Origin of the sequence: Fibrobacter sp. UWB12 (assembly GCF_900142485.1) — a bacterium.
In the GTDB taxonomy this organism is placed as follows: Bacteria; Fibrobacterota; Fibrobacteria; order Fibrobacterales; family Fibrobacteraceae; genus Fibrobacter.
Genome location: NZ_FRAZ01000001.1, coordinates 232,143 through 258,502 on the forward strand (window position 1 = coordinate 232,143; position 26,360 = coordinate 258,502).

Consider the following 26,360-nt stretch of genomic DNA (forward strand, 5'->3'; position numbering starts at 1 on the left):
AGTCTCAATGCGTTGGCCTGTTTATTTTATTGCTTTTTTGTTTGTACTGGTTAGTACATCTTTTGCACAAAGCGTTTGGGACAATTACCGCAGCGTGGAATCGTATGGTCCCGAAAAGGAAGCGCCTGCTCAAAAAGAAAACGTTGAATCGGATAACCAAAATGAAGATAACGAATCTGATAAGCCCGTAAACAGAAAAATCACGTACGTTCAAAATCAGAAACAATGGTATGTTGGAGATCTCAAGGTGACTCCCGGTGCCATTGAAGCGTTGTTGAAATCAAATCCAGAAGCTGCTGTAGAAGTGGATAATGCAAGGACATATTTTATTTGGGGAATGGTTTGCGCAGGTATTGGCGGCGCCGCGCTTGGTTTTGGTCTTGCTGAATGGAGCGATGGGAGTGGAAAACATGCCAAGCCGATTACTTTTGGTGGAATCGGTGTAAGTGCAGTAGGACTTATTCTTGCTAATCTTTCTTGGGGCAGGACTCGCGCTGCCGTTGAAATTTATAACAAAAGTTTGGGATATAACCCAAGTATGTATCTTAGCCTTGCACCGACTCCGCAAGGTGGCTTAGCGCTCGCGTTGTCATTCTAAAAAAAGCAGGCTTGGTAGCCTGCTTTTTGTAAATTCTGTTAGCTTTTTTACTTGTCTGCAAATAATCCGAAAATTTGACCTTTCACAAGCCAGCTGATGCCGAAGAATGTGAGCGCGATTGCTTCGATAACGAATATTTTTGCTGGAAAACTAAATGGTATAATCAACAACGGTAGTGTACAGAACATGCCGATTCCGCAGACTTTATAAATAAAGTTTCGAATGTGTTTCTGACGAGTGTTGCTTTCGCCAAGAGTGAAAAGGAACATGCTGTTGATGGCCAAAAGCAAAAAGAATATGACTGCTGAAGCGGTATGGATTACGTTTGAAATTCCGATGGGCAACTGGAAAAATCCGACGATGTTGCCGGATAATTTTTCTGCAACAGAACATTCACAGGGAAATAAAACTATCATCAAACCGAAAATGCCGGATATCGTTGTGACGAGTTCGTCTTTTTTGTCGTACCCCTTGTAGCACATCAATACGATAGCTGCCGTTGTTAGAATTCCGGCTAATGCAGGGGTTAAGTAGTAGGTTGCGGAAATCGACAGTGTTGTCCAAAAATCATCAGGGATGTTTTGGGGTTTTGATTTTGAGACAATTACGGCTCCGATTAAGGAAATCCAGGGGAGGATCATTCCTAAGAAACCTGCAAAATTACGGATTCTTTTTAACCAAGATTCTGCGCAATTTTTTGTAATGGCAACTACGTCATCGTTGCAGTTTTCGCATGATTTGTTTTCTTCGCTCATAGAGTTCCTTTTGCTCTGTTGTCTACAGATGCTGTTAATATAAAAAAGTATTGGAAAGAGCTAAGAAAAAGATGCTTAAAAGGAATGTCTTGGGGGATGAAAAAGGGATTTCTGTTTAGACGTTCTTTTCTACAAGCTCTTGATATTTCTTGAGCAATTCAATTATTATTTCTGCTTCTGTCATCTTCGTGTTGAATCCGTAGGCTTCCATAACGGCTTTGTCATTGTCTGAATGGGCTTTGCGAAGATCTGTGGGCATAGTCAAATCATCGTAAAGATCGGCAAGACTGCAATCAGGATACTTTGCGCGTACGTCAAGAATTGTTTGTGCTGTTTTTTCAATAGTTGCTTTTTGTGCTTCTGTTGGATTGCACCAAGGAAAGTTGTTATAAACGATGTCTTTGCTGTATCGGTAATCGCTTTTTAGTTTACCACTTACAGTGCGCATCCATGCCATGTGAACACAGGAAGTGAGAATGCCGAAATGATAAAGTGTTGCATCGGGGATAATTGTGACGAGGTTTGTCGGAATTGTATTTTTATCAAGCATTCCTATTGGAATGTAACGACGTTTTTCTGATGAAACTGCCGGCACGACGATATAGTTTTCGGGATTGTTTGTTTCTCGGAAAAGAGCAGGTCTTAAAGCTAGCTTCTGCCGCCCTGCATCGGGAGAATTTTCTCTGTCAAGCTTGCAAGCCTGAACGCGTTTGTAAATTTCACGCATCCCTTTGATTTGTGCTGGAGTTGCATCGACAAGCCATAAACAGTAACGTGGTTTGTTATTGATGAACTCTTCAGAACCGATAAGACGTTTGATGAAAGGCTTTGCATTGGGTTCTTTGCTTATGAAATCTTCGTATTCATTCGCTTCGATAATGAGATGTCCACCATCGGCAGGACGGTTGCCTGTTGTCATTAAAGGAACGTTACACAGCGGATTTTTTCGACTTTCTACAAAAATGTTCGGTGCGTCCATCAGATAGGGATTGATGGACTTTGCCTCGTTGATTTTTCCGTTGGCAAGGTAAATGCGTTTGGGGTGTTGCTGAGAGTCGTTTGCCGAAAAGCCTATAATTACGCAATGAACGTGTGCCTTTTGCTCGGATTCGCTGTCCCAACGGAATGTTTGGTAAGCAAAATCAATTTGTAACTTAAACCTGTCAAAAAGTGGTTTCCAGATGCCTGCGACTTGTTCACCTTGTGTGATGCTGTTTGTGGAAACAAAGGCGCATTTTGTATTTGTTCCTTGAATTAGTTTTGCGGCTTTGAAATACCAGTTGGCAACATAGTCAATTTTGCCTGCTGAACTGTAGGACTTGCCGTTTTTGTCAACGAAAATGTCTAGCGTTTCTTGTTTTTGTTCTTTGGTTTGTAAACCGTATCCCACAAATGGGGGATTGCTGATTAAGTAATCGTAATGATTTCTCTTGCGAGGTTGTTCTGCTGCTTTTCCTATGTGCAAGTCTTCTGTTATAACGGTTACTGCATCGTAGTGCTTTCCTGGTTCGGCAAGAATCATTTTCTTTGGATCGATGTCCTTGGGAGAAACAACATTGACTTTATCTGCCCACAGAGTGAGTTCGGGATCGCTCTCTTGCAAATATTCCCAATTCATCTTTAGGGCATTGCCTTCGACGATGGTTGCATTGGTTTTTAGAGGCAAAAATTCCAAATTGCGGTGGAGTATTTGTGAGGTTTCTTCCATCATTTGGTTTTCGGCAATCCAAAGTGCCGCCTTGGCCACATTTACTGCGAAGTCGTTGATTTCAATGCCGTAGAACTGGTTGATGTTCACTTGAGGCTTGAATTCGTCTCCATACACGTCAAATGCGGGGTCTGAACCGAGACGAAGTTGAACGCATTTGTTTTCTAGCTTACGGAGGCTGGCGTAGGTTTCTGTAAGAAAATTACCGGAACCACAGGCTGGGTCCAAAAATTTGAGCGAACCGAGTTTCTTTTGAAAATTCTCCAATTTTTCATTGCGAATTTTGGCGGTTTTTGTTTCGCAAATTGTTGAAAATTCTGCGTTTAAATCGTTCAAAAATAAGGGATCAATGACTTTATGGATGTTTTCGATGCTGGTATAGTGCATTCCTCCGCTTCTGCGTGTAGCGGGGTTCAATGTGCTTTCAAAAACAGCACCGAAAATCGTGGGGCTGATTTCAGACCAGTCAAAGTCTAAGCTTCCGTGTGTCAGAATAATTTCGGCTGTTTTTTCCGAAATGGGCGGGATTGTTTCGCCTTCTTTTTCGTGGAATAGCGAGCCGTTTACGTAAGGAAAATCTGCAAGCTTTTCTTCCATAAAACGGTCGCGGTTCTCGGGCTTTGTATCAAGAACACGGAAAAGCTCACGGAGAGCAACGCGCATGTTTTCGGCGCGGAAACTCTTAAGATAACTATAGAATTGCTCTTTTTTGAAAATTCCCGCATCTTCGGCATAAAGGCAAAAAACGAGACGTACGCACAAAACGTTCAGTGCGTGAAGGTCTGCTGCTGTTGGATTTTTGCCAAATTCGGGTAATAGGGCGTCATAAATTTTTCCAACAATTTCACCTGCTTTGATAGAAACTTCGACTTCACGTTTGATGTTTTCACTGCGTGCATCTACCAAAAAATTTAGGCGATGATATTCTTTACCCAAATTTTTCAATAAAATTTGTTCTGGCTCTCCGCTTGGATGTTCCATGTCATATATAAGAAATTCCGTAAAATTGCATGAGACAATCCATTTGGGGTGCTGGCTCAGCGGCAAATCAGCCACATACTTCTTTGCTTGCTGATAAGGCGTTAAATATCGGCCGTCACTTTGTTTTATCGGCTTACGTAAGTCCTTGTCGCTGGATTTTTGTTCGATCATCACGCGCGTCGAAGGAATGTAGGCGTCTATAAAGTTAGTGATGGTTTTATCTTGGAGACGTTCTTTGACTTGTTCTTCGAAAAAGATGAATTCTGCAAAGTTCTCTATGCCGAAAACGCTTGAAAGTAAGTCCATCCAGAATTTTTGAGACTCGCCTTTTTCATAACCTTTATCAGCCCAACGTTCTACAAAGGCCTTGGCTGCTGCTTTCTTTTCTTTCTCAGTCATCTTTTTCTGCGTGTTAATCATGTTCCTGAATATAATAAATTCAAATGGCAGAACGTGTCAAATGGATTTGGTGCCTTCTAATTCTGACTTTTGATATGTTTTTATCCAATTTTCAGTTGGAAATTTATCAATGAATAAGTAGGCTTTTAGCCAAAGTTTAAAAATCCATTCTTTACTGGATTCCGATGGCTTGCCGTGTTCTGAATCATTTAAGGTCCTAATAAAAATTTCACCTGCATTTTCTTCGTTGATTTTGTAGTCTTTGAAAAAAGCATACCAATCAGAAGAATCGAAACGTTCAAAATTTTGCTCAAAGGTTCGTTCTGCATTCCATAAACGAGCTTCTTCATTGTGCAAATTTTGGGGGAGAATATCCTCTCCTTTGTAGAATCTGTAAAATGTACTCATGTTAGGATTTTTTGTGGGGGTGGGGGATGTATAAATGATGCTTTCTATTTGTTAATTATGTGCCAGGGCTTTTCTTGCGTTGCAGCATATTTCTTTGCGTCAGGATAAAACCAATATCCATCGTGCGGTCCTGACCAATCAGAAAGTTTTTTGCTTTTCTGATATTTTATGTTGCAATTTCCTTGTGATTCTTCTGGGGATTGGGGATCAATTTTTTTAAGTTCGGCTTTTTCTCTTGAACGGCGGATTTGCGTGGAATCGCTTTTCCATTGTCGCATGCTTTTTAAAGATACCATGCAGATTGTAGAACGGTACGATTTTCGATGACTTTTGGACATGTTGATTCCTGCTTATAGATTTCCCTCAAATATATATTGCAATTCTACTGCGTTGCAAGGGGCCGAATTGCGGACGATTTTTTACGAATCGCCGTCAATAATGAATGGAATAACTGGAATTGGACATCCTTTTATACTCTCAACGAAATCATTTGTCAAACAAATAAACAGGAGCAGAAGTGATGGAACAACGTTAAGAATGCCGACTCTGCATATATTTTTAACAAGAGTGAATTCTTCTGGAGTAAGAAATAGCAACACAAGCAAAAAAATCGAAGTAAAGACGTTCATTATAGAACTGATTACAAAAGATTCTGGGTACTTGCCTCCCACAAAAAGGATGCCACAATATATAAAACCATAAAAAGGGAGCATTCCAAGAATCCAAACTATAACGCTATCCCAAAAAAACGGAGTCAACATTCCGCACCAAAAGAGGATAAACGGAATAATAAGTCCGATTATTTTTTCGCTCGGAGTCGTTTTTTTAGATATGTCCGTTCCTTTTTTCATACTCATAATATATATAATTCAGCTGTCATATTTTAACATTTTTAAAAACTTGCCGCATTTTGTAAATTAATCTATTTTAAAGAGCCGTAAGACAATCTCAAAAATACCGAAGAAATATCGTGAAGCGCATGATGCGACTTTTGCAAATTGGCTTATGTTAAAAAGGTCGAAAATGTGTGGCTGTATTTTCTGTTGCAGGACTTATCCAGCTTCTGATGTGGTTGACTGGTGTAATGAACAAGATGAAAATCGTACAGCTGTTTGCCTTCGTTGTGGTATAGATTCTGTGATTCCCGATGCTTCAGGGTGGTCTCTAGATGAAGAATTCTTGACAGAAATGAAACGTTGGTGGTTTTAGGGGTGTGCTTAAGTTTTAATATTGTTTAAAAAGAATCTCTATAAGGCTATATATCAATTTTTTTGAATTCGTTTAACAATTGACGATCTTTGAAAATATGGGCACTGTACATACTTCCGTTAATCTTATCGATAATGGGGATCCCCCCTGTGATATACGAGTGTCCGTCTTCGGTTCTACGTTCAAAAGAGTAGAAATCTTTATGTTCGCGAATCCAAAGAACCTGTGTTTTCGGAAAATGTTTTTTGAAAATTTTGAGAGCCTCTTCTGGTGTAATCATATGTTTTCCTCTGCACAAAAAGTTTAATGAGACTTTCTTTTTTTTAATTATTTCGCTGAGGCAAAATACTCATCAGCCTTGATCATGGCTTCGAGAATCTGCTTAAAGTGCTCTAAACTCTTGATTTCAAAATCATAATAACCGTAGTCGGGTTCCGCATAATCAAATTCGGGTTCGCCAAATTCGCTTTTTGGCAAATAACCGTGAAACCAGATGCCGGGTGTCCCGAATGTATGGTAAAATTCGTTGATTTCGAATGTGTGAGAGTACCAGCAAATAAATCTTTTGCGGCTGAAAAACTTTAAAATTTTGTTTCCGTGTTCATCAATGATTGTGTTGCAGGGCGCTGTTTCGCTGACAAGACGGTGCATAAAATTTTTTAGGAACTTATCAACGTTTTGCCATCGCAAAGACTGCGGAAAGTCGTTTTCTGAATATATCTTTTGCATTTTGAAATCCCTTTTTGCTTAAATATATAGTCATGCGTTGTTAAAAATTGAATTTTTATACGATAATGGCGAGCAAAAATATAAGAGCGGGAAAAATATTAATAGCCGCTAGGCGACATGTATCTTTAAGTCCATCAAATCCATCGGGTAGAAAAAACAACAAGACAAGAAGAAGTATGGATGTTATGACGTTTAAGAGAGCTGCTGTTGCAAATGCTTTTTCATCTATTTTCTCGTCCAATATTATACTGCTGAAGAATACGAATCCATAAAATGGAATTAGTGAAATTGCCCATATTAAGGCATTATCTGTAACAATAGGCGTTAATACACCAATCCAAAAAAGAAAGAAAGGGATGATCATTCCGTATTTCAATTCTTTGAAAGAGTAATGATCTATCTCGCAATCTTTTTCAGATTGAATGTTGCATATTACTATTTCTAATTTTATGTTTTCTTGGTCCATAGCTATAATATATAGCTTTAAAATGTCAAAAATTAACATTTTGCGAAAATAATTAATTTTTGAAGTCCCAATATTTCAAAATTGCTGTTCTAGAAACTACTTTACCCCCGCTCCATTCACTTTACTGATTTCTCCGTCGAAATAGACGAAGTCGCCGTCTTTGTTTTTCCATACGGCGCGGAAAACGGTGGGGCGCTTGATGCCATCGGAATAGGTTTTGTAGTTTTCGCATTGCGCTTCCCACGGGGTGTATTCGGTGGTTCCGTCGGGTGAAATTTGACCGCGGTCGTTTGTTGTAAACGAGGTCATTTCGTAAGCATCATTGAAATGGAAAATTCCGGTTGCAGTTACGCCTTTGTTTGTGATTGTCGCTTCGACGGTGCGCTCGTCAATTTGCTTAAATGTGATGAAATCTTTCAGGAGGGCTTCTGGCAAAAAGAATGCTTCGGCAAGATAAGTGATGAGGCAAGCCTTGTCCATTTCTGGGCCAGTTTGGTCGAATAGTGTAACGAGCTTTGCGAGGACGCCCTTCATGCCGCCTTTGCCGTTCATGTAGTAATCGTAGCCTTGGAACGGGATGCCGAACATTTTGCTGTCGATAAAGGCGAGCCTGTCCGGAGAATCGGCAAAGTCCACATGCGTGTAGTCGATTTTGATTCGCGGCTTGTTTACGCCCATGCCGAAATCGACTTCTTTGTATTCCATGGACAAGTGTGTACGCCTTTCTTTGCCGATGTAACCACTCGTTTCCAGATATTTTTGAATGAGGGGAGGGAGGTTTGCGATACTTGCTGAATCTAGTGTTCCGGCGGTTGCTGCGGCACTTTGCAACCTCGCTTCGACATCATTGTGAAACTGCCTCTTGACAGGCGAATAGGGAATGTTGAACCAAATCGCCAATAGCAAAATGATGGCGCCGATGATAATCAAAATGGTCATAAATTTTTTCTTCATTTCTTTTGAATATTTAAAATTAATTGGAGCAACCTTTGGTCGGGTCGATTTTTCGAGACTTGTACCATACAATGGCATCAATAATTAAAAGTACAATGACTATAGGTTCTCCAATCATCAGAGCCAATTCGCCTAAGATTCCTGCGAATTCTCCCACGGCTGTATTGAAGTCATAGATGGCGAAGCCTAATATCAAAAGCCCGATAAAGATATCTGCGATGGCGAACAGCAAATAGGGGGACGCTTCCTTTGCAAATTTTTTAAGAATCTTTGCTATGATAAACGAAGATAACGTAATTATTATGATTGCTGCCGTTATAGTAGAACTCATTTGATCTCCGTTTAAAACAAATCTAGCGTGCTGTCCAGATAAATTTCTTCTCTTACTTTGAGTTGGTGCTCGGGTTTTGTCATGTAATAAAGTAGAAATTCTAAAATGAGGGCGCTACCGAGGCTACGGCCTTCGATTTTAAAGTGCTGGAAACCTGCGGGGGCATAGATGTTTTGAATGTCCTCGATTCCAATAAAGCCGAGATTTTTCATCGCATCGGAGAAGCGGTAGCCCCTTTGGGCTTTGGGCGAAACGCAGACATGGTCTTCGCAGTTTTCGCCGAGGCTTTTCTGGCTCACGTTCTCGTAGCATTTTTTGCGGTCATAGCAGCCGAACCAACAACATTCATTGCAAAGAAATTCAACCTTTTGCTTTTGTGCGTTTGTAAGTGCGTTCAATTTGTCGAATTGCTTGTTGAGTCTGAAATCGGGAACGACATAGCGGAATTCTTCGCGGTCCAGCTCCGCTTTGAACTGCTCGAAATCCGTAATGACTTTTGTGGTTGAAGAGACAAAGTAATAATTGGGGTACTTTGATTTGATGTAATTCAACAACAGGTCGGAATGAACGATGACTCCGTTTTGAATTGCGCGCATCTCGCCAGCATTTGAATCCGCGCTACTTTCGAATAATTGGCTCAGTTTGTTGCATCGGGCATCGGCGAGGTGTTCTTCGCGAATCAATGAATTGCTGAATGTGAGCCTCGCCGAAATTCCATATTCCTGCATGAGTTCCGCGACCTTCCGCGGTTCTGCATCCCCGAAGCCTACGCGACCTCCACCCCAAATGCAGTCGCTTGGCGCTCCATAAATAGAGCCTATTTCGCACCAGTCGTAAAAATATTCCCGGTGTTCGCGGAATAGCGGCAGAAACGCCTTGTACAAGTCGTAAAATTCAAAAAGTCCGGGGAGGTGGTAGTAGATTTTCATTTGTTTTTTATGAATGTCGCAAAAATTATAGCGATTTTTTTTGACTTCGATATCTGTTTTTCCTCCAATAGTGCTCAATTTCACGTTCTTGAAAGACTTTCTTTGATGAGTCCTGAAAAATATGGTATATTAAAGGTGTCCAAAGTTATCAAGAGGGTCTTATGAAAAAGGCTTATTTAGCTTTTTTGTTTTTTGTTTTTTTGGTGGCTTGTAGTGACAGTTCCCCTAGTTTTGTAGATGGAGCATCCAATGGTTCTTCAAAAAAAATGGAAGGGATGATTCTTGTTCATGGAGGGACGGTTACTTTAGGTAGTAATGATTCTCGGTATAGAGTGAATGAACGTCCTGCAATGAACGTCTTGTTGGATTATGATTTTTATATGGATGTTCATGAGGTGACTTGCGATGATTATCGGAATACAGCAAAAAGTGGAAATCTCAAAGATTTTACCGAATGTGAAGATGACCAATATCCTTTGTCTAATGTGACCTACTACGATGCCGTTTTGTTTGCAAATGCAAAGAGCAAGTTGGAAAATTACGATACCGCTTATACTTATAGCAAGGCCGTTTTCGACGGTGATGGACATTGCACAAATTTAGATGGCTTTGCTTTCCATCCAGAAGTAAAAGCTTATCGTTTGCCCACAGAATCAGAATGGGTGTATGTAGCCTCTCGTGGGTGGGAGCCTTCGCGTAATAGCTGGAATGCCGATAATTCAGATTTTAAAGCACACCATGTCTGTACTGTAGAAAAAGATTCGCTTGGTTTCTGCGATTTAGCAGGAAACGTAAAGGAATGGGTCAATGACTGGGCTGGAAAATTACTTGACACTACTATTGTGAATTTTGTGGGAAATGCTGGCGATGGCAATATCGGTGAACGAATTTTGAAAGGTGGCTATTATTCGGATTATGCATCCAATATGAATGTCGTTTCTCGTGGAGATGACTATACGGTTGTTTCTTCCTCTATGGCAAAACATATCGGTTTTAGGCTTGCTTGGGGTGCGATTCCAGAGCCGACATGGTTAAGCGCTAGTGGAAATGTTCAATCAAGTATTGTTTCTCCGATTGCAAGTGCTTCGGTTTTGAAAAGTTTCACTGGAACCAATGATATGATACTTGCATTCCGCAATGACGTTAGCGGAAACTTGGCTTACATAAATTATAAGGACGCTATTTTGACTATAACGGAAATTAGCGATTCTATAGATGTTTATCATCCTGATATTTCACCCGATGGAAAAAAGGTGGCGTTTTGTACCAAGTTTGAAGGTCTCGGTGGTGACTCGCGTCTTTATGTGCGCGATTTGAATGAAAAAGGGACGAACCTTGTAAAACTTGATGTTGCTAGTGCCGCTATTCCCCGATGGCGCGTCCTTGAAAACGGAGATACCGTCATTGTCTATGTTACAGATGCGGGGAATAACAAGGACGATGCGTCTTTTAAAAAATCTTCTACTTGGCAGGTCAAATTTGTAGATGGCAAATTCGGCGTTCCAGAAAAGCTTTTTGATGGGGCATACCATGGTGGTATCAGCGAAGACTATTCACTTGCTGTGAGTGGGGCTCGTCTGTTGCGCGCTCGCATTGCTAAATCTAGCTCTACGGTCTTAGATGAAGCTACCGATACGGTTTGGTATAATGGTGAACAGGCTTGTAATGTTTCTCTAGCTCACGATGGTAGCAAACGCGTTGCGTTCCTGGATTTTGGTGGAAATACTGGTAGAAAGTTTGCTAACGAAAATTATTCCACACACCAACGTTTGCTTGTCGCTGACAGTATGGGTAAATTAATAAAGAGTATTAAGGCTGCATCGGGTTACACCTTTGATCATAGCGAATGGGTGAGTGATAGTGAAAATTCTAACATCGTAGCAACACTAGCCAATGTAAATGGAGCGCACTCAAAAATAGTCCTTGCAAGTCTTGATGACGAAAGTATCGTTGAATTGGCTGAAGGTGAAGAACTTTGGCATCCGACTTTATGGGTAAAACGCAAAGCAAAAATATTTGGCAATGATTCTGGTGGTTCTCAAGTTGGTAGTTCAGTACTAGATTTAGATAGTGCTGGAATGTATTACAACAATTCAGGAGCATGCCCTCGTGCCGCTATTTTCCGTTACAAAATGGAACTTTTATGGCATTACAAGGACTCTGCTAAAACCGTCATTCTTGGATCCTCTAGAGCTTATCACGGAGTCAATCCAAAATTATTTGATGAAAAAATGAAGGCCGTCAATATGGCGGTTCCTGCTGCTACTATCTATGGAAATTTGTACCTATTTGAAAATTACATATTGCCCCATATGAAAAATATTAAGCTCATTATTACCTCCATCGACATTGATCGTGGGTACCTTACAGGGCAGGACTCCGAAAATATCTTCTACAAGACCTATAAATCTTATCCAGGCTACGTTTATGACGAAAACCACAATTTCTGGAAAGACGGGTACCCCGAAGGACTTTATCAGGCTACGTATGAAAGCCCTAGTGCCGATTCTGTATTGGAACGAAAGATGCGAGAGGATTTGGGTTATTATTCCTTATTTGGCTCATCCTGGGCGACAACGTATATTCGGGTTCGAGAAGATTCTTGTTGGATGGATAAAAAATCAGATATATACAGGATGAATTTTGGACTTTTAGAGCGCCTTTTACAAATTTGCAAAGAGAATGATATTTTTGTTATCGGTGTTTTGTTCCCGCAAGATCCAAAATACAAGAACACGGGGGCTTATGGTTATACGGGGCTTCGCCGAAGTGAGGCGCCTGCTCTTATCCAGGAAATATCTGATTTGAGCAAGGTTTATTCTAATTTTATATTAGTTGATGAGAATAAAATGGGAGACCACGATTATACGGACATCATGGGGTATGACAATAGCCATATTTCGGATTATGGAGCCCGACAGCTGACTCATCGTTTGGATTCTTTGGTTCATACGTTAGATATTGAATTTTGAAAAGAATCGCAATGATTATTTATTAAAGACATAGACAGAAATTTTTGGTAAAAGTTGAGAATGTCATAATATGACATTCTTTAAACGTATATTTGTCATGTAACCCTCAGAAAGGAGGCCTACAATGGCAAATGAAATGTTTTATGTCAAGATAGAAACGTCCCGAGACATAACGTTTTACGGGTTTTCGCGGAGTGCGACCGGGATTCTTGATTACGCTGATGCATCGTCTGCGACAGATGAGGGTCTTTCGCAAATGCAGTGCGTAGACGGCAGTGCCTACTTTACGCCTTCTTGGTACACGTACTTGCCCAAGGAATTGCAAGCGACGATTAATGTCTATTTGCCTAGTGATGTCAAAAATTTGGATGTTGGGCAGTATTCGTTCTTGTTGCATGTGGGGGCGCTTTTGCTAGCCGTTGATGAAGGCGATGGCTTGCTTGTCGCAGAACTTTTGCGCCGCCGTTCGACGGTGTTTGCAAATTTTTTACCGCTTGTGTTGCACCTCATAAAGCCTGTGGCTGCCGAGGCCTTGTTTGCGTATGTCTATGGCGGTTTCCGTGGCGATTCTAACTTTGCACAGATTTACAAGGCTAATGCTCCGATAGCAACGGGCGAGACAGATGTTTCGGCGATTCTTCTGGAGGCTGCAAAAGATGTTCTCAAGCCAAGTCCTGAAAAGGAATCTCCAGAGGAAATGTTCATCCGCTATTTCCGTGATGCGGAATCGTTTGACTTTACAATCGGGCTTGTTGGTGCAACGAACCATCCGTGGATTGATGGTTTAGAAAAGTATGAATCGGTTGTAAAAACAGCGACGGCATTCCGCTTTTTTGATGAGGCTACGGTTGGTGCCAAAAGCCGGGATTTTTTTGAATCGCTCTCGACTAAGGTGCAGGCGGAACCGTACAACCCGCATGATCATAATGCGATTAGCGTGAGCATTGATGACTTGGGTGCAAAGCTCAAGGGAATGCAATCCAAGAGCAAGGCTGGGTATTTGCGTGCAACGGGTGCTGCGATTTTGCGTAAGGCGCGTCCGAGCTTGTTTGCGTACGGCTCTAAGCTTTGGCGCTTGGGAGCGGACCCGAGTTTCTTTGAAAATTCCATTGTCGTAAGAATTCACACATAACACCTCACACAAAAATTCCCGCCTCTCGTTGAACGATGGGGCGGGAATTTTAAAATTTTTCCTAAGATGGCGATCCCGGAACGGAGTCCGGGATGACTTTAAGTGTGTGCGCGATCTCGCGGCTTTGGAGCTCGATTTACTTCTGGCTCAAAATGGCGCGGAGTTCGTCTGCGGCCTTCTGCAAATCGTCGTTGATGATAGTGTATTCGTACTTGCCTTTGGTTTTGGCAAATTCGATTTCCTTCTTGGCGTTTGCAAGGCGGAGCTGGATGACTTCTTCGCTATCGGTGCCGCGCCCGCGGAGGCGGCGTTCGAGTTCTTCTTCGCTTGGCGGCAAAATGAAGATTCCCGTGGCATCGGGGTAGACCTTATCGAAGTTGATTTTCCCGAAAACGTCGAGGTCGAACAGTACGCGATTTCCTTCGGCAAGAGTCTTTTCGACGAAACTCTTGGGAGTTCCGTAGTAATTGCCGTGGACTTCGTTCCATTCAATCAAGCCGTCTTCTTTAATGAGCTTTTCGAATTCTTCTTTCGTCTTGAAGAAGTAGTGGACTCCATCAACTTCACCTTCGCGCGGCTTGCGGGTCGTTGCGGAGATGGAATACTTGATGTCTGGGAAATCCTTGATGACAAGATCCTTGAGGGTGGTCTTGCCCGCGCCACTTGCGGCACTCATAACGAAAAGTTTGTTTTTCATTTTTTAGTCAATGGTCAATAGTTGTTAGTCAATAGCCATTAGCTTTAACTAGGCTCTATATGTGCCAAATATAACTAATAACCAATGACTAACAACTCACTCGTCTATTTCTTGTCTTCGATGTACAGCGGACGTTGCTTGACTTCGTCATAGATTCGGCCGATGTATTCGCCGAGAATACCGATGGTCAAAAGCTGCACGCCTGCGAAGAACACGATGGCGGTCATGAGCGATGCCCAACCGGGAACCGTTGTTGCAGGGGAGAGGAACTTTTCGAGAATCGACCAGACGAGCAAGGCAAAGCCGACTACCGTTGCAATCCATCCCATGTAAAAGCTGAGCTTGAGCGGTGCAGAGCTGAACCCTGTAATGCCGTCAAATGCAAGGCGCAACATTTTCTTGAGCGGATACTTCGAAGTGCCTGCAGTGCGTTCGGCACGGTCGTACTTGACGCCAATCTTCTTGAAGCCAACCCAGCATACGAGGCCGCGCAAGAAACGGCTACGTTCAGGAAGGTTCTTGAGCTGGTCCACCACGCAGCGGTCCATGAGTCTAAAGTCGCCAGTGTCAGGCGGAATGTCGATGCTCGTGAGCTTGCCAATCAAGCGGTAGAAGCAGAATGCCGTAAAGCGCTTGAAGAGCGTTTCGCCTTTGCGCTTGTTGCGCTGGGCGTAAACAACTTGATAGCCTTCGCGCCATTTCTCGAGCATTTCGTGAATCAGGCTTGGCGGGTCTTGCAAGTCACCGTCGATGATTACCACGGCATCGCCAATGCAATGGTCGAGACCGGCGCTAAATGCAGCCTGGTGCCCGAAGTTGCGGCTGAAGTTGATAATCTTGTTGTTCGGGTTTCCGGGGAGGAGACCTTCCACGATTTCTCGGGTGCGGTCCTTGGAACCATCGTTGACAAAAATGAGTTCGTGCTCGATATCCTTAAGCTCTTCCTCCAAGACGCGGTAAGTTTCGGCTACGATCTCTTCTTCATTAAATACAGGTATAATTACGGATAAAAGCATAGTGCAATTATAGCAATTTTATGATAAAGTTTTTAGAAGTTGATCATTAGTCATTAGCTAAATAATCGCGGCTTTGCCGCCATACGTAAAACTAATGACTTGTGACTATTGACTGATGACTAAGGTATAAGTACCGGGTTGATAATGTCTACGTGGCTGCAGTTGATGCCTTCTTTGGGGAATGTCTTGATGATAAGTTTTTGCACTCCGGCAACATTGGCCTCGACTTTTTGCAATTCGCCGTTCTTGAAGAACGGTGTCTTTGCAAGCGACTTCCCGTCACCGAAAACTTCTACAGCAACGCCTTCACTGCAAAGCGATTCGTCGTCCAGTCCTGTAGAAAATTGGAGCGTAGAGAATTTTTTCCCGATATCAAATGTCGTTGTCGAGGCGGCGTGGACTCCGATGCCGTACATGTAACGTTGACCATCTACGTTAAACTTGTTTCCATCGATGCTTTCGTCCTTGTGCATTTTTCCCCATTCTTGGGTGTGGCTTTCGATGGGGTAGTCCGAGAGGGCTATAGCGCCGTTCCCCTTTTCAAAGTAGAACTTGGAAATATCGGCAAGCTTACTTCTTGTAGCCATATCTTGTACCAGGAATCGCACTTGGTTATAGCCTGGCTGCAAAAGTGCAAGGTCCACTTCTTTATCATAAGAGCCGTATTTGTAGTTCCCTTGTTTGACTATTTTTTTGTTGATAAGGATGGCAAATTTCCAGTTGGCGGCTGTCTGTCCCTGTTCATTGAGATCGTAATGGAATTTGAGCACGGCTGGCTTTGATGCTGCGGAATCGGCCGGGACAAATTCTAGTTCGCTAGTCGAAATAATTTTTTCGGGATTGTAATTCTTGCGGCCGTTGAACTTTGCAATTTGTACCCAGTAGTTGTTCGTAATCAAGATATTCTTGACTCCGGTCATGTCCATTTCGCGTTCAAATACGTCGCAGGTCGTGGCGATACGGTGTTCCACGGCTTTCTTGTGGTATGTCTGGCTATCCCAGCAGTCCAGTCCGCGGATGTAATAGACTTCGCCTTTATATTTTTCGATGAGTTCATTCATCTTGGAATTGCTCATTCTACGAGCTTCATCGTAATGAATGGAAGAAATGCCGTAACCGACAAAATGCCACGGACGACCGTAGATGAAGAATCGGTCTGCCTTGGGCTGTTGTTTAAGCCAATTGAGAATCTCGTATTCTTCGATGGTCAAATGGTTGCGGTTATACATGATGTTGTTGTTGAAACTCTGCTTGTAATGGAACGTCCAGCCGGTAAAGATGATGGCTGCGATGAGCGTGCCGATAATGGCGCCCTTGCCGTTTTTTTCCGTACTGTTTGTCGGAGTTGCAAAATATTGAATCATGTGGGCGATGGGGAGTGCTGCCACAAAAGCCATCGACGGGAGCATTACAAGGCTATAGCGCTGGTTGATTTCGATGGTGAAATCGCCCGAGACGTTTTCGAGAATCACATACGTCTGGATGTGGTACAGGAGCAAAAAGGCGAGGATCTTGAGGTATGTGAAATCGCTCTTTCTTGCATCGTTGATGGCGCGGAAGATAAGGTAAATGCCGCCAATTGCAAAGAGGTAGTTGAAGTAGCTGAGGAACGGATTTGTGAGATTGCCGTTCTTGTCGAGCTTTGCGGTCATCACATCCCAGTTCTTGGCGAGGTCTTCGAAGAAATGTCCATGGGCTTCAAATTCGCCGCCCTGGAAACCGAATCCTTGGAAATAGCTGATGGTGAGGAGCACCGGCACGGAGAATAGGGTAAATGTCGCGAAGAAAACGGGTGCTTTCTCGTCTTTCTTGTCGAGCAGTTTGGGAAGCGCAAAGATGATGAATGCGAAAATGCAGAAAATTGTTTCCTGGCGTGTCTGGGCGAAGAAGGCGAGGATGAGGGCTAGGAACGCCCAGTGCATTACTGTGTTTCTGTCGTAAGCCCACTTAAACACGAGCAGCGACAATGCGGAGAGGAATATGTAAAGCGGTTCAACGGACATGGAACGGAACTGGAATAGAACCGTCGGTTGGAGTGCCATGAGAAGTGCGGCGAGGAATGCAAGGAGGGGTTGCCTTGTCCATGCGACAATTGCAAGGAACATGAGCAAGAAGGAGAGCGGGAGCATTATGAATTCCGCTGTGAAAATCCAATGGAGATCCTTGCCGTTCAAGAACATGCCGAGATAGTAGAGGAACGAAAGCCCCTTGGTTTTGAAACTGTTGGAGTTCGCTATGCATTGAAGGTTGTTCTTGTCGAATTCGCCTTGATTGCATGTTCCCGATACATGGTTGTAGTACATGTTTTGAGCAACGGCCATGAACACGCTTTCGTCGCTTTGCACGCGGTGACGGGCTTCAATCTGTGTGCCTGCGAAAATGGAAATCGCGACTGCGAACACTAGCGTCATGATGCTTACGGACTTTGCGGGGAGGATTCCTTTGATCCATTCCCTAAAATCTTTGCTCAAAAAGCAGAAAAGAACAATTCCAAGAATGAACTGAATCGCAAAAAGTGGGAGCGGCCAGTTCAAATCCATCTGTCGGATGGTTTCCCTGTGTTTGATGTTCGGGGCGAGGTAAATAAGGGCGGGAATGGCTATAGCAACGAGTGTGCCGAAAATGCCTGCGGGGTGAGCTAAGTTCTTGAATAGCTTCAAGATAGCGTCTTTAATATTCATTTGGTTCCTTCTCGATAACACGTAAAAGCGCTCCAGAAATTGCTTCTTTTGGGGCGTTTGTGGATTATTTTAGGTTGTTGCGAAAATATAACTTTTTATTGCTTTGGGCTTTTCATTTGACAATATACCTTGAGAGTTTCGCAAGAAAAAACTAAATTTGCCGCGTAAAAACAAAACTCTAAAGGGGTTAGACCGTGCAAGATTCATTAGTTACAAAAGCAGCTGACAACGTCCGTATCCTTTCTGCCGCCATGGTGCAGAAGGCCAAGTCCGGACATCCGGGTGGAGCCATGGGCGCCGCCGACGCTATTACGCTTTTGTTTGCTGAATTTTTGCGTTTCGATCCGGACGACGCTAACTGGATGGCTCGCGACCGCTTCTTCATGGATCCGGGTCACATGAGCCCGCTCCTCTACTCTGAACTCGTCCTCACGAACCGTCTTACGCTCGAAGACGTGAAGAACTTCCGCCAGCTTGGCAGCCGCACTCCGGGCCATCCGGAAGTCGATGTCGCCCTCGGCATTGAAAACTCCTCGGGCCCGCTCGGTATCGGTCACGGCATTGCTCTCGGTGGTGCTATCGCCGAACGCTTCATGGTCGAACGCTTTGGCTCTATCCTCGAACACAAGACGGTCTGCCTCGTTTCTGACGGCGGCCTCGAAGAAGAAATCGCATACGGCGTGGGCCGTATTGCTGGTCACCTCAAGCTTTCGAACCTCATTTTCTTCTACGACGCAAACCAGGTCCAGCTCAGCTGCAAGACCGAAGACGTGATGGACCACGACTTCGTGAAGCAGTACGAATCTTGGGGCTTCCGCGTCATCGAATGTGACGGTTCCAACATTGCAGAACTCCGCAAGGCTTTCAAGGCTGCTTGGGCCGAAACCGAAAAGCCGGTGCTCGTCTACGGTCACACCACGATGGCCAAGGGCGCAATCGCCGAAGACGGCAAGAGCTACGAAGGCGCAGTCTCTACGCACGGTCAGCCGCTCAATGCCGCAGGTGCTTCTACTTCTGCTACGATCAAGAATCTCGGTGGTAACCCGGACGATCCGTTCCAGGTCTTTGATGACGTGAAGGCTGGCTTTGAAGCCCGCGCTAACGAACTCCGCAAGGAAGTTGCCGAATGGAAGAAGGCCAAGGCTGCTTGGGACAAGGCTAACGCCGAAAAGTCTGCAACCCTCAACGAATGGCTCTCGGGCAAGGGTCTCAAGATCGACCTCTCCAAGCTCAATATCAAGGAAGGCGTTGCAACTCGCGTCACGAGCGGAACTGTTCTTGGCTACCTCGCCGAAAATTATCACAACATCATCTGCAGCTCTGCTGACCTTTCGAACTCCGACAATACTCAGGCATTCCTCGACAAGACGGGCATCTTCCGCGCTAACGACTTCAAGGGTGCATTTGTCCAGGTCGGTGTTGCAGAACTCACGATGGGCGCTATTGCAAACGGTATCGCTCTCCACGGCGGTCTCTATCCGATTTGCGCAACGTTCTTCGTGTTCAGTGACTTTATGAAGCCGGCTATCCGTATGGCTGCTCTCATGGGCCTTCCGGTCAAGTATGTGTTTACGCACGACAGCTTCCGCGTGGGCGAAGACGGCCCGACGCACCAGCCAATCGAACACGAAACGCAGATTCGCTTGCTCGAAAGCCTCACCAAGGCAAACGGCAAGGCCGAAATGCTCGTACTCCGTCCGGCAGACGCTTTTGAAACGCTCGCTGCTTGGGAAATGGCTTTCGAAAACAACGATAGCCCGACGGCTCTCATCCTCACTCGTCAGGTCGTAAATTCTCTTCCGGGTGACAACCGCTACGAAGCTGCCAAGGCTTGCCGCAAGGGTGCTTACATTGTTAGCGACAACACTGCCGCAGGCAAGAAACCGGAACTTACTTTGGTTGCAAACGGCAGCGACGTTCTCCTCGAACACCAGGCTGCTGAACTCCTCCGCGCCGAAGGTAAGGCCGTTCGCGTGGTTTCCATGATCAGCCCGGCTCTCTTCCTCAAGCAGGACAAGGCTTACCGCGACAGCATCATTACTCCGTGGACTCCGGTGTTTGCAAAGTCCAGCGGTCTTCCGCTCTTGTTCGCCCAGGTCGTGGGTGGCTTCGGCAAGGTCTCCGGTCTCGAACGCTTCGGTGCTTCTGCTCCGGCTGGCGTTCTCGAAAAGGAATTCGGCTATGTTCCTGAAGCTGTTGCCGCAGCTGCCAAGGAATACCTCGCTGAATACGCCAAGAACGTCGAAGATTTCAAGAAAGCAAACGCTTAAAAATCGGGGCCTCGCGGCCCCTTTTCTTTGTCATCCCCGCCTCTGAGCGGGGATCTCCTTTTTTGAGCAACTTCCATTAATTGCTATTGACCATTGACTAACAACTATTGGCTAAATATGTAATTTTATTGTGATTTTGTGCACTTTCCCCTTAAAAAGTGCTATATTCAATGCATGATTTGCCCTTTTTGCAAGAACGATAACGACAAAGTTGTCGATAGTCGCATGAGCGGAACCTCAATTCGTAGGCGCCGCGAATGTCTTGCGTGTGGTCGCCGATTTACGACCCGTGAATATATCGAACTTCAGCCGTTGACTGTTATCAAGCGCAGTGGTGAACGTGAACCGTTCCAGCGCGAAAAGCTTTTGCGCGGTATCATGAACTCTTGCAAAAAGCGTCCGGTGTCTGTTGACGATATCGAACAGCTTGCGACCCGTGTTGAAAATTCCTTGCAGATGTCCGAAGGCTTTGAAGTCGGTTACGACCAGATCGGTAACCTCGTTATGCAGGAACTCAAGAAACTCGATGCTGTAGCCTATGTTCGCTTCGCTTCCATTTATCGTGAATTTAAGGAAGTAGGCGAGTTTGTCGACCAGATTAAGACGCTGGATAAATAGGTAGGCTTTAGCTATTAGGTGCTAGGTTTTAGGATTATAATTGCGGCAGAGCCGCCTCTGATGATGCGCGAAGCGCGATTTTTCTTCTAAAACCTATAACCTACAACCTGTAACCTTGTTGTTTATGGCTTTTGATTTAAAAAACAAGTTAGCGATTGCGCTCGAAAAGCGTGCCCCGTTATTTGATGTCACTGATGCATATCGCATTGTGAACGGCGCTGCCGACGGTTTCCCGGGACTTACGATTGACAAGTTTGGTGACCGTTACCAGATGCAGTTTTTTGGACCGGAGCTTTTGACGAGCAAGACCGAAATTGTCGAGGCTTTGGCGGCCCTTTTTAAGCCTGTCTGCGTTGTTGCGAAGGAACGCCTTTCTAGTGCAGGAAAATCGCTCGAAAACGCTCCTATGGACGTTGTTTTGGGCTCCCGCGAAGATGCTGTAGGTGTTGTGCGTGAAGGCCATGCCAAATTCCATGTAGATTTGCTTGATACGATTAATCCGGGGCTTTTTTTAGACATGCGTCACGTGCGCCTCGAGGTCGAAGAACGTTTCCGCGCTATGTCCGGCGCATCTTCGTCGAATCTTGAATTCGCAAACGCATCTTCGGCGAATCTCGTTGACTCGGCGAATCTCGAGAATCCTGCGCAACCCGGCCTCCGCTTCTTGAACTTGTTCAGCTATACATGCAGTTTCTCGGTTCATGCGCGCTTGGGCGGAGCCGCCATCGCTACAAACGCCGATATCAGCGGCAAAATTCTCGATAAGGGGCGTGAAAATTATGCCTTAAACGGCCTCGATTTGCGTCCAGGAGAGTTCTTCCGCGGTAACGCCATCGAATACGTGCATTGGGCTCAAAAGAAAGGGCTCCGCTTTGATGGTATCGTACTTGACCCGCCGAGCTTTGCGCGTTTCAAGGGCTTTAACTTTAATGTGCGTGAACACTTGATGCCGCTTGTTGCCGATTGCGCGACGCTCCTGAATCCAAACGGATTTTTCATGGTGAGTTCCAATTACAGCGAATTCAATTTGTCCGTTTTTGCCCGCGATATTCTCGCCGCAGTTTCTTCTGTGCACCCGAATGCAAAAACGTCTTGGAAAAAATCCCAAGACGTAGACTTTGTCGGTAGCGGTTCTACGAAAGATTCTTGCCTTGTTGCTGCTCTCGTAGAAGTGTAGGAATTTGCGCAGTTTTCAACCGCGCTAGTCCTCTCCGCCGACCATTTCGATTTTGAGCTCTTTGAGCTTTCGCCAAAGAGTGGCGCGGCTAATACCGAGCTTTTTGCAGACTTCGGTCTTGTTGCCCTTGCAAATGCTGAGGGCGTGCAAAATGTGCCTGCGTTCCAATTCGTCAAGCGAAAGAATTTCTTCCTCAACGGGCTCGGGATTGTGCGTCAAGTACTTTGTTGGATTATGCGTTAAAAGCCCTGCGTTATCCGTCTTGCCCGAAATCGGTTCAAAATGAATCGGTTTTCCAATCGGATTCTCGGCAGACTTTTCGTTTTCCTCAACTTCTTCGATTATGTCGCGTACAGGCTCGCTTGCACTTTCCTTGTTGCCGCCATCATCCTTGATATGCGGGATTGCAACGGTCTTTTCGCGTGCTTCTACTTGCACATATTCTGGCAAGTCTTCGAGCTTGATGACACCACCTTCCGAAAGCACTATGGCATGTTCCATGATGTTTTCTAGTTCGCGAATATTGCCGGGGTAGGGGTACTTCGAAAGAGCGTAAAGAGCCGCCGGTTCAAGGTCGTGAATTTCCTTACCCTGCGCCTCCTTATTTTTTAGAATAAAGTAACGTATCAAGTTCGGAATGACCGGCTTTCTATCGCGAAGCGGCGGAAGTTGCAAGTGGAACGTATTCAAGCGGTAGTAAAGGTCTTCGCGGAACCGTCCTTCGTGCATGGATTTTTGCAAATCGCGGTTTGTAGCCGCGATAATGCGAATGTCCAAATAACGGGCTTCTGTTTCGCCCACGCGCCTGATTTCGTGACTTTGTAAGAAACGTAAAAGTTTGACCTGCGTTGCAAGCGACAGTTCGCCGACTTCATCGAGGAATAGCGTGCCGCCATTTGCAGATTCAAACAAACCTTTTTTATCTGCGGTAGAACCGGTATAAGAACCTTTCTTGCTGCCGAATAGTTCACTTTCGACGAGGTTCTCGGGAATGGCTCCGCAGTTCACGGGCACAAACGGTTCGTTCGCGCGTTTGCTGTAGCGGTGAACGACGTTTGCCAAAAACTCCTTGCCCGAACCGGACTCACCGGTTATGAGCAAGGTACTGTTGGTCGGAGCGACCTTGTATACTGTTTTTAAGATTTTGCGCATCTCGGGAGTGTCACCGAGAAGGCTATCCAACACTTGTGATTCCATCAGCTGCGTGTTGGATTTGTTTTGCTGTTGAGCTTGGATTTTGCTAGCTGTGTTTTCAAGAAGTGATAACGTGACCGGCTTCTTCAAAAAACTTGTAGCACCGCGTGTAATGGCACTTGCAGCACCTTGCCAATTGCGGTCGTCGCACAGTACGAAAATTTCGATACCAGGCTGACGTTCCTTCAAATAGCTGATTAAATCCATATTGTCGAGCATTAAAAAAGGAACCTCGATAAACGCAAGGTCTATCGACGTCTTTTTTATAAGCGGCATCAGAGTCTTTTCGTCGGAGCAGACCAGGAGGTTCGTTCCGGGAGTGGACCAGTTGCGCTGTAGCTCCTCGACAAATTTCCGATCAAAATCAGCGATCAGGATATTCATCATTTATGCTATTACGAATGAGCTTTGATTATCTCGTCAACTTTGTTGCGGAGCAGCTGGAGATCCAGCGGCTTGCTGAAAATTGCGGCAACATCGAAATGCTGTGCCGTTGCAAGGTAGTCTTCGGCAGAAGTACGTCCACCACCGCTAATAGCGATCGTACGGTCACTCATGCCCATGCGGCGAAGATCAAGAACTACTTCAAATCCGTCACCTTCCGGCATAATGATGTCGGTGATAATTACATCGTAGGTATTCTTCTGATAAAGCGACTTAGCCTTCTTACCGTTGCAAGCAGTATCGACAGTGTAACCTTTCAATTCCAGGGCAGACTTCAACATGAGGTTGAGCTGAGCGTCATCGTCAATGATGAGTATTGTAGACATTAAGCCTCCATTTTCTCGTTTCTTATAGACCAATATAGATTAAAAATAGTTCCTTCGCCCAAGGTTGTTTGTACTGTATAGCCTGCATTGCCTTCTTTTAGCAGTCTTAATGCCGAAGACAGGCCTAAACCGAGGCCTTCGCCCGGCGCCTTGGTCGTAAAGAACGGTGAAAAGATTCGTTCGAGGGTGGCTGTATCCATACCAGTGCCTGTGTCCTCGACGATTATTTTCGCATAAGTGCCCGCATCAATTTGTGGTGCGTATGGCGTAATGAGAGGCTCCGTGAGCACTTCACGCTTTAAAGCAATTGTGAGCGTTCCGCCATTTTCCTTCATGGCAAAGATGGCGTTGTTCGCAAGGTTGCTGATAATGCGGTCGAGTGCCGACACGTTTCCGACAATGCGGATGTTCTTGTCTATATCGTCTGCCTTTACCTTCACGTTCGGAGGGAGGGTAATCCAGAGTTTCTTCACCACATCTTCGATAATCATGTATGGTGCAAATTCTGTGAGTTTGTCCTTTTCGGATGTCTTTCCACGGATGGTGTTCAAAAGTTCTTCGAGCGATTCCTTACCGCGTGTAGCGGCCTTTCGCGCTTCTTGAATGAACATGTATGCCTGGTTGTCTTTGTCGAGAACTTCGAGTGCAAGATCGCAGAACCCGATTTGCGAGCCCAGGATGTTGTTATAGTCGTGAGCAAAGCCACCGCAGATGGTTCCCAATTCTTCGAGTCTCGAATGGATGTGCTTTTGTTCTTGCAACATGTCACGTTCTTTTTCGAGTCGCTTTTCATTGGTAATGTCAATTTTGATGCCGATGATTTTATACGGCTTGCGCGGCGCGATAATCGGGATAAACATGTTTTCGAAAATCATGATATCCTTGGCTTGCCCTTTGCGCACTTCCATATTGTATTCATCTTGCTTCAAAATTTCGACAGTATCTTCGTCTTCCAAATTTCCAGTAGGCTTTTTGATTCGCTCGTAAGAAATAAAACTCTGCGGTTCGCCTTCGTTTCGCGCAAGAAGTTCTTCCGGCAAGATTCTATTGTCGGGTTCTGATGTTTGCAATAAGTTTCCGCGACTCTTGATGTCGGTCTGGTTTTGCGTCATGAACACGCCTTGCTCGTTCTTGGACCAAAAACGGAAGGGTAGTGTACTGATAAGCGTATCCAGGAAGTATTTACTTTCATCGACTTTCTTTTTCCAAATGTTCAAACGTTCCTGATAGCGAATTTGGTCGAGCTGGTATTCCTTAAACTGCTCATCGCGGTTCTTGATAATTTGCTGATAATGCAACGTATTCGAAACATCGCTAAAAAAGGCTACGTTGTAGTTTGTTGTCAGTGATTGGCGAATCTCAAAAATGGAGACGTTAAAGATATGGTCTTCGTTATCAATCTTGACTCTTATTTTGTTGTAAGTCGATTCTCTTGAAGGGTCTGTAATTTGCGGGAAAATCGATGATACTTTTTTATTGTGCAACGCTTCTTGCGTCGTGTGCAAAATGTTTAATGCAGCCGGGTTTGCAAGTTGAATTTCGCCCTTGTAATTGTAGTATAAAAGTCCATCGACCATTTTTTCTCTTAGTTTGTCTAAAAACCAAGAAGCGCTTTTGTTTTTAAACGAAACCGATGTGAAGTATTGTCCCGAAAGAATCGCAAGGAATACCGAGATAAACTGCGACCATTTGAGGAACTGATCGTAATTGTTGAATTTCGTAGAAATGGGAATGACAAAATCAAAGAGAGCAGCAAGCGTTACGAAAAATACGAACGATGCAAGCATGTAGATACTGACTTGATGGGGAAGTGTCGTATCGCTAGATTGCACGATATTGCGAAGAAAAACGTATGCTGTGATGATAATGTTCGGGAGTACAAAAATGCAGAATAACAAAGAATAAAAACTGAATACAGGTCTTTCAGCAAAGGGCCTGTATCCAAAAAAGTTTAGGCTTGGAATAAACGAGTTGTTGTTAATGAATAGATAAGTCGAAATGATAACGGCGGCAGCTCCGATAATGTTCATGAGCTTCCAACCGTTCTTTCGTTTGATCTTGAGGCTTATTTCTGCAGTATGCTGTACCGCATTTCCTAATTGAATCCAGCCAAGAGCTGCGGCGCCAAAAACAAGTTGCCTTGCCGTGTAAGCTTTTGTTCCTGCGACAAAGTCTGCACCGCTAAAGAAAATATCGCCAATCAAGTTGCTCGCCTGCCAAAAGATGCTGATAATCACCAGTTGGTGAATGGATTGCGGAAGCTGCTTGACGGACGTTTTTTGTCCAAGCATGATGGGAAAATAGCATACGACAATTAACGCTATAACAGATAGTGCAATGACGTAGGGTGAGTTTGTAAATAGACT

The 26,360-nt window shown here is 44.5% G+C and carries 23 protein-coding genes; 6 read left to right on the forward strand and 17 right to left on the reverse strand.

All coding sequences use genetic code 11. The annotated features are described in order from the left end of the window. Nucleotides 1-7: 7 nt before the first annotated feature. Nucleotides 8-598 (forward strand): hypothetical protein, encoded by a 591-nt coding sequence (locus tag BUA34_RS00950; RefSeq protein WP_072826878.1) that lies wholly within the window; start codon nucleotides 8-10, stop codon nucleotides 596-598. A 47-nt stretch (nucleotides 599-645) separates the two neighbouring features. On the opposite strand, the gene BUA34_RS00955 is transcribed toward BUA34_RS00950, so the two are convergent. From BUA34_RS00955 to BUA34_RS01010, 11 genes are all read right to left on the reverse strand, one after another. Beyond that, the gene (locus tag BUA34_RS00955) at nucleotides 646-1,353 is read right to left on the reverse strand and encodes a hypothetical protein (RefSeq protein ID WP_072826879.1); all 708 of its coding nucleotides are present in this window, start codon (nucleotides 1,351-1,353) and stop codon (nucleotides 646-648) included. A 115-nt stretch (nucleotides 1,354-1,468) separates the two neighbouring features. Continuing rightward, nucleotides 1,469-4,462 (reverse strand): DNA methyltransferase, encoded by a 2,994-nt coding sequence (locus BUA34_RS00960; RefSeq protein ID WP_217650172.1) that lies wholly within the window; start codon nucleotides 4,460-4,462, stop codon nucleotides 1,469-1,471. 36 nt (nucleotides 4,463-4,498) lie between these two features. After that, a complete protein-coding gene (locus BUA34_RS00965; RefSeq protein ID WP_072826880.1) occupies nucleotides 4,499-4,849 on the reverse strand; it encodes a hypothetical protein in 351 nt (116 codons plus the stop codon). 44 nt (nucleotides 4,850-4,893) lie between these two features. Then, nucleotides 4,894-5,187 carry a hypothetical protein gene (locus BUA34_RS00970; RefSeq protein ID WP_139255843.1) on the reverse strand — a complete coding sequence of 98 codons (294 nt, stop codon included), beginning with the start codon at nucleotides 5,185-5,187 and terminating at the stop codon, nucleotides 4,894-4,896. Between the two features lie 81 nt (nucleotides 5,188-5,268). After that, nucleotides 5,269-5,700 carry a hypothetical protein gene (locus BUA34_RS00975; protein WP_139255844.1) on the reverse strand — a complete coding sequence of 144 codons (432 nt, stop codon included), beginning with the start codon at nucleotides 5,698-5,700 and terminating at the stop codon, nucleotides 5,269-5,271. A gap of 404 nt (nucleotides 5,701-6,104) precedes the next feature. Beyond that, nucleotides 6,105-6,338, reverse strand: coding sequence for a PepSY domain-containing protein (locus BUA34_RS00985; RefSeq protein WP_072826884.1), 234 nt, complete (start codon nucleotides 6,336-6,338; stop codon nucleotides 6,105-6,107). 47 nt (nucleotides 6,339-6,385) lie between these two features. Beyond that, entirely contained in the window at nucleotides 6,386-6,787 is a 402-nt protein-coding gene (locus BUA34_RS00990; RefSeq protein WP_072826885.1) for a hypothetical protein, read from the reverse strand. A 55-nt stretch (nucleotides 6,788-6,842) separates the two neighbouring features. After that, nucleotides 6,843-7,253, reverse strand: a complete 411-nt coding sequence (locus BUA34_RS00995) for a hypothetical protein (protein WP_139255845.1) — start codon at nucleotides 7,251-7,253, stop codon at nucleotides 6,843-6,845. Between the two features lie 96 nt (nucleotides 7,254-7,349). Further along, nucleotides 7,350-8,192, reverse strand: a complete 843-nt coding sequence (locus BUA34_RS01000; RefSeq protein WP_072827171.1) for a DUF6544 family protein — start codon at nucleotides 8,190-8,192, stop codon at nucleotides 7,350-7,352. Between the two features lie 34 nt (nucleotides 8,193-8,226). Beyond that, nucleotides 8,227-8,538 (reverse strand): hypothetical protein, encoded by a 312-nt coding sequence (locus tag BUA34_RS01005; protein ID WP_072826887.1) that lies wholly within the window; start codon nucleotides 8,536-8,538, stop codon nucleotides 8,227-8,229. 11 nt (nucleotides 8,539-8,549) lie between these two features. After that, nucleotides 8,550-9,467 carry a hypothetical protein gene (locus tag BUA34_RS01010; RefSeq protein ID WP_072827172.1) on the reverse strand — a complete coding sequence of 306 codons (918 nt, stop codon included), beginning with the start codon at nucleotides 9,465-9,467 and terminating at the stop codon, nucleotides 8,550-8,552. A gap of 161 nt (nucleotides 9,468-9,628) precedes the next feature. On the opposite strand from BUA34_RS01010, the gene BUA34_RS01015 reads away from it, so the two are divergent. Both BUA34_RS01015 and BUA34_RS01020 read left to right on the forward strand, forming a co-directional pair. Beyond that, nucleotides 9,629-12,439, forward strand: coding sequence for a TIGR02171 family lipoprotein (locus BUA34_RS01015; RefSeq protein ID WP_072826888.1), 2,811 nt, complete (start codon nucleotides 9,629-9,631; stop codon nucleotides 12,437-12,439). A 124-nt stretch (nucleotides 12,440-12,563) separates the two neighbouring features. Beyond that, nucleotides 12,564-13,571 (forward strand): hypothetical protein, encoded by a 1,008-nt coding sequence (locus tag BUA34_RS01020; protein WP_072826889.1) that lies wholly within the window; start codon nucleotides 12,564-12,566, stop codon nucleotides 13,569-13,571. A 136-nt stretch (nucleotides 13,572-13,707) separates the two neighbouring features. Here the strand turns inward: BUA34_RS01020 and gmk are convergent, their stop codons facing one another. The 3 genes from gmk to BUA34_RS01035 form a co-directional block, all read right to left on the reverse strand. Then, complete coding sequence (gene gmk, locus BUA34_RS01025; RefSeq protein WP_072826890.1) at nucleotides 13,708-14,268, reverse strand: guanylate kinase; 561 nt, start codon at nucleotides 14,266-14,268, stop codon at nucleotides 13,708-13,710. Between the two features lie 104 nt (nucleotides 14,269-14,372). Next, nucleotides 14,373-15,284, reverse strand: coding sequence for a glycosyltransferase family 2 protein (locus BUA34_RS01030; RefSeq protein ID WP_072826891.1), 912 nt, complete (start codon nucleotides 15,282-15,284; stop codon nucleotides 14,373-14,375). 119 nt (nucleotides 15,285-15,403) lie between these two features. Further along, nucleotides 15,404-17,965 (reverse strand): NPCBM/NEW2 domain-containing protein, encoded by a 2,562-nt coding sequence (locus tag BUA34_RS01035; RefSeq protein WP_072826892.1) that lies wholly within the window; start codon nucleotides 17,963-17,965, stop codon nucleotides 15,404-15,406. 194 nt (nucleotides 17,966-18,159) lie between these two features. On the opposite strand from BUA34_RS01035, the gene BUA34_RS01040 reads away from it, so the two are divergent. The 3 genes from BUA34_RS01040 to BUA34_RS01050 all read left to right on the forward strand — a co-directional run bounded on the left by BUA34_RS01040 (nucleotide 18,160) and on the right by BUA34_RS01050 (nucleotide 22,030). Next, entirely contained in the window at nucleotides 18,160-20,235 is a 2,076-nt protein-coding gene (locus tag BUA34_RS01040; RefSeq protein WP_072826893.1) for a transketolase family protein, read from the forward strand. 174 nt (nucleotides 20,236-20,409) lie between these two features. Continuing rightward, on the forward strand, nucleotides 20,410-20,853 hold the full coding sequence (nrdR, locus tag BUA34_RS01045) for a transcriptional regulator NrdR (protein ID WP_072826894.1): 444 nt from the start codon (nucleotides 20,410-20,412) through the stop codon (nucleotides 20,851-20,853). A gap of 124 nt (nucleotides 20,854-20,977) precedes the next feature. Continuing rightward, entirely contained in the window at nucleotides 20,978-22,030 is a 1,053-nt protein-coding gene (locus BUA34_RS01050; RefSeq protein ID WP_072826895.1) for a class I SAM-dependent rRNA methyltransferase, read from the forward strand. Between the two features lie 24 nt (nucleotides 22,031-22,054). On the opposite strand, the gene BUA34_RS01055 is transcribed toward BUA34_RS01050, so the two are convergent. The 3 genes from BUA34_RS01055 to BUA34_RS01065 are packed head-to-tail and all read right to left on the reverse strand — an operon-like array spanning nucleotide 22,055 to nucleotide 26,285. Beyond that, nucleotides 22,055-23,611 carry a sigma-54 dependent transcriptional regulator gene (locus tag BUA34_RS01055; protein WP_072826896.1) on the reverse strand — a complete coding sequence of 519 codons (1,557 nt, stop codon included), beginning with the start codon at nucleotides 23,609-23,611 and terminating at the stop codon, nucleotides 22,055-22,057. Nucleotides 23,612-23,619: 8 nt separating this feature from the next. Then, on the reverse strand, nucleotides 23,620-23,994 hold the full coding sequence (locus BUA34_RS01060; protein ID WP_072826897.1) for a response regulator: 375 nt from the start codon (nucleotides 23,992-23,994) through the stop codon (nucleotides 23,620-23,622). After that, nucleotides 23,994-26,285, reverse strand: a complete 2,292-nt coding sequence (locus BUA34_RS01065) for an ATP-binding protein (protein WP_072826898.1) — start codon at nucleotides 26,283-26,285, stop codon at nucleotides 23,994-23,996. Before BUA34_RS01065 ends, BUA34_RS01060 begins: the two co-directional genes overlap by 1 nt. Nucleotides 26,286-26,360: the final 75 nt, after the last annotated feature.

Coding starts and splice junctions, on each gene's coding strand:
- nrdR (WP_072826894.1), top strand. CDS start 20,410: ATGATTTGCCCTTTTTGCAAGAACGATAACGACAAAGTTGTCGATAGT.
- BUA34_RS01015 (WP_072826888.1), top strand. CDS start 9,629: ATGAAAAAGGCTTATTTAGCTTTTTTGTTTTTTGTTTTTTTGGTGGCT.
- BUA34_RS01050 (WP_072826895.1), top strand. CDS start 20,978: ATGGCTTTTGATTTAAAAAACAAGTTAGCGATTGCGCTCGAAAAGCGT.
- gmk (WP_072826890.1), bottom strand. CDS start 14,268: ATGAAAAACAAACTTTTCGTTATGAGTGCCGCAAGTGGCGCGGGCAAG.
- BUA34_RS01055 (WP_072826896.1), bottom strand. CDS start 23,611: ATGATGAATATCCTGATCGCTGATTTTGATCGGAAATTTGTCGAGGAG.
- BUA34_RS01035 (WP_072826892.1), bottom strand. CDS start 17,965: ATGAATATTAAAGACGCTATCTTGAAGCTATTCAAGAACTTAGCTCAC.
- BUA34_RS00960 (WP_217650172.1), bottom strand. CDS start 4,462: ATGATTAACACGCAGAAAAAGATGACTGAGAAAGAAAAGAAAGCAGCA.
- BUA34_RS01020 (WP_072826889.1), top strand. CDS start 12,564: ATGGCAAATGAAATGTTTTATGTCAAGATAGAAACGTCCCGAGACATA.
- BUA34_RS00995 (WP_139255845.1), bottom strand. CDS start 7,253: ATGGACCAAGAAAACATAAAATTAGAAATAGTAATATGCAACATTCAA.
- BUA34_RS00975 (WP_139255844.1), bottom strand. CDS start 5,700: ATGAAAAAAGGAACGGACATATCTAAAAAAACGACTCCGAGCGAAAAA.
- BUA34_RS00990 (WP_072826885.1), bottom strand. CDS start 6,787: ATGCAAAAGATATATTCAGAAAACGACTTTCCGCAGTCTTTGCGATGG.
- BUA34_RS00965 (WP_072826880.1), bottom strand. CDS start 4,849: ATGAGTACATTTTACAGATTCTACAAAGGAGAGGATATTCTCCCCCAA.
- BUA34_RS00985 (WP_072826884.1), bottom strand. CDS start 6,338: ATGATTACACCAGAAGAGGCTCTCAAAATTTTCAAAAAACATTTTCCG.
- BUA34_RS00970 (WP_139255843.1), bottom strand. CDS start 5,187: ATGTCCAAAAGTCATCGAAAATCGTACCGTTCTACAATCTGCATGGTA.
- BUA34_RS01060 (WP_072826897.1), bottom strand. CDS start 23,994: ATGTCTACAATACTCATCATTGACGATGACGCTCAGCTCAACCTCATG.
- BUA34_RS01005 (WP_072826887.1), bottom strand. CDS start 8,538: ATGAGTTCTACTATAACGGCAGCAATCATAATAATTACGTTATCTTCG.
- BUA34_RS01000 (WP_072827171.1), bottom strand. CDS start 8,192: ATGACCATTTTGATTATCATCGGCGCCATCATTTTGCTATTGGCGATT.
- BUA34_RS01065 (WP_072826898.1), bottom strand. CDS start 26,285: ATGCTTGGACAAAAAACGTCCGTCAAGCAGCTTCCGCAATCCATTCAC.
- BUA34_RS00955 (WP_072826879.1), bottom strand. CDS start 1,353: ATGAGCGAAGAAAACAAATCATGCGAAAACTGCAACGATGACGTAGTT.
- BUA34_RS00950 (WP_072826878.1), top strand. CDS start 8: ATGCGTTGGCCTGTTTATTTTATTGCTTTTTTGTTTGTACTGGTTAGT.
- BUA34_RS01030 (WP_072826891.1), bottom strand. CDS start 15,284: ATGCTTTTATCCGTAATTATACCTGTATTTAATGAAGAAGAGATCGTA.
- BUA34_RS01010 (WP_072827172.1), bottom strand. CDS start 9,467: ATGAAAATCTACTACCACCTCCCCGGACTTTTTGAATTTTACGACTTG.